This window comes from Rhodococcus sp. NPDC057014 (genome assembly GCF_042673295.1).
Taxonomy (GTDB): domain Bacteria; phylum Actinomycetota; class Actinomycetes; order Mycobacteriales; family Mycobacteriaceae; genus Rhodococcus_F.
Window position 1 is genome coordinate 1 of record NZ_JBHUSF010000571.1, and the last position, 2,577, is coordinate 2,577.

Here is a 2,577-nt window from a genome sequence, read left to right on the forward strand (position 1 = left end):
GACAGCACCGGGACCGAGCGCCGGCATCTCCGTGGGTCCTCGGAGGTACGAGCACTCGTTAGGTGAGGTTCTGGGTGTAGAACTCGGTCAGCTTGTCGAACGGGATCATCTCGACCCGGTCGTAGAGATCGACGTGACCGGCGCCGGGAACGATCACCAGTTCCTTGCGGTCGCCGGCGAGGCGGTAGGCCTCTTCGGTGAACTCGCGTGAGTGCGCGTTTTCGCCGGCGATGAACAGCATCGGGCGAGGTGAGATGGTCTCGATGTCGTTGAAAGGGTAGAAGTTCATGAACTTGACGTTGCTCGACAGGGTCGGATGGGTGGTGGTGCCGGGGCTGCTCCCGCGCGCGGTGCGGTAGAAGTCGTAGAACTCGCGCGCGATGGGGACGGGCTGGTCGGTCAGCTGTTCGGGTGTGCCGCCGGTGTATTCGGTGGGACCACCGGCGAATTCGACGTCTCGCTGCGCGGCGGCTTGAGCCAGGGCGGCTTGGCGCTGTTCGGGGGTGACCGAGTGGCCCAGCCCGTTGCGGGTGGCACCGCCCATGTCGTACATGCTGACGGTGGCGACGGCCTTGATGCGGGGGTCGATCTTGGCGGCGCTGATGACGAAGCTGCCGCTGCCGCAGATGCCGAGCGCGCCGATGCGTTCGGTGTCGACGAAGGACTGGGTGCGCAGGAAGTCCACGCCGGCGCTGAAGTCCTCGGTGTAGATGTCGGGGGCGACGGCGTTGCGGGGCTCGCCGGCGCTCTCGCCCCAGAACGACAGGTCCAGCGACAGGGTGACGAAACCCTGCTCGGCCATCTTGGTGGCGTAGAGGTTGGCGCTCTGTTCCTTGACCGCGCCCATCGGGTGCCCGACCACCATGGCTGCGGTCTTGGTGTTGCGGTCGAGGTTCTTGGGGACGAACAGGTTGCCGGAGACGTCCATCCGGTACTGGTTCTTGAACGTCACCTTCTCCATGCTGACCTGGTCGCTGGTGTAGAAATTGTCGGCGCCGTGGGACAGATCACCGGAGGCCGGGTTCGCGACCGGCGAGGCCGGAGCCGCGGAGGAGGTGGGCGCGTCGGTGGCCGAGCAGGCCGAGGCGGCCAGGACTGCGAGCGTGGCAATACCGGCGCCGACCATCTTCGTCGAGCGCCGAGGGCCCCGCCGTGTGGGACGGGTCGCGTCGGTCGGCACATCGCCGGGGGCATTCATTACTACTCCACGCATGGTGGTCCTCTTCTGTCGGTGGGGTGGTCAGGCTGCGGTGATGGTGAGGGTGTCGTTGCCGTCGTCTGTGATGGCGTCGAGTCCGGTGTCGATCTCGCCGATCATCACGATCCCGGGATCGGGAATCGTGAAACCGTCCTCGCGGTAGTAGATGGCCAGGTCACTGCTGGGCGCCCAGTAGCCGAGTTGTCCTGCGCGGTAGCTGCTCTGGCCCTGACCGTCGGCGAGCTCGCGAGGCAGCGGCCCGGCCTTCTCGCGGCCGCCGAGGTCGTGCAGGGTGATCGTGACCGGCAGCAGGGAGGCGAAGTCTCGTGCCGTGGCGTTGTCGTAGAGTCGTGCGATCGCCTCCGCACCGTCGATCCTGAGCCGAATCTGCATGAACGGTTCTTTCTGTCCAGGTTGCGCCCTCGCAGGTTGCATGGCGGATGATGCGGTCATCGGACTGTTCGTGGCCGGGTCCGATGTGCTCGCGCAGGCGCACAGCCCGGCGACGGCGGTGACGGCCGTTGTGAGGACGACCAGCGCGGTGATGATGGGGCGCATGCTGTTTCTCCTGTCGATACCGGTGTTCAGCCGCGCTTCAGCTCACCGATGTGGCGACCGGCGGCGTCTCGTCGGTGGGTCGGGGCGGCGGATTGGCGGCAAAAGGACGCGACGCCCGGGTGCTCACCAACAGTGCGATCGGGATCAGCGCGGTGGCGGTGATCGCGGCACCGAGGGCCGCCGGCCCGACCACCCCCAGTGACGTCGACAAGGTGGTGGCGGCCAACGCCGATCCGGCGGCGGTGCCGAGGTTGAAGGCCGAGGTCGCCAGCGACGACGCCAGCCGCGAGGTATATCCGGCAAATCGCATGGTCTGGGCGATCAGCACCGGGTTCGCGCCGAGCCCGGAGGCGCCCAGGAGCACGACCAGACCCACCACGATCGCCGAGTGGCTCGCGGTCGCCGCCAGGACGAGCAGCAGAATCGAGGTCAGTGCTACCGCCGCGGCGATGGTCGCCAGCGGTCGCCGGTCGCCGATCCGACCACCCAGCGCGGTCCCCACCACGGCGCCGACACCGAAGCCGACGAGCACCAGCGGCACCAGCGCGGCGGAGATACCGGCACGGTCGGTCAGCAGCGGACTGATGAAGCTGTAGGCGCCGAGGAACCCGGCCTGAGCCAGCATGATCACACCCAGCACCGCCCACACCCGCCACGGCTGCACCGCCGAGATCTCCGAGCGCGCCGACACACTCACCGTGTCCCCGCGCACGGTGGCCGGAGCGAACCGGAGAACGGCGACGAGCGCGGGGACGGCCAGCACCGCCAGCATCCAGAACGGGCCACGCCAGCCGGTGAACCGGCCGGCGAAGGTACCCAAC

At 68.1% G+C, this 2,577-nt stretch carries 3 protein-coding genes; all 3 read right to left on the reverse strand.

Annotated features, from left to right (window positions below):
• Window positions 1-58: 58 nt before the first annotated feature.
• Window positions 59-1,198: an alpha/beta hydrolase gene (locus ACFTZB_RS44915; protein ID WP_378442367.1), complete on the reverse strand. Its 1,140-nt coding sequence runs from the start codon at window positions 1,196-1,198 to the stop codon at window positions 59-61.
• A 42-nt stretch (window positions 1,199-1,240) separates the two neighbouring features.
• Window positions 1,241-1,756, reverse strand: a complete 516-nt coding sequence (locus tag ACFTZB_RS44920; protein ID WP_378442369.1) for a cyclophilin-like fold protein — start codon at window positions 1,754-1,756, stop codon at window positions 1,241-1,243.
• A 37-nt stretch (window positions 1,757-1,793) separates the two neighbouring features.
• The coding region (locus ACFTZB_RS44925) for an MFS transporter (protein WP_378442371.1) at window positions 1,794-2,577 on the reverse strand (784 nt) is incomplete at its 5' end.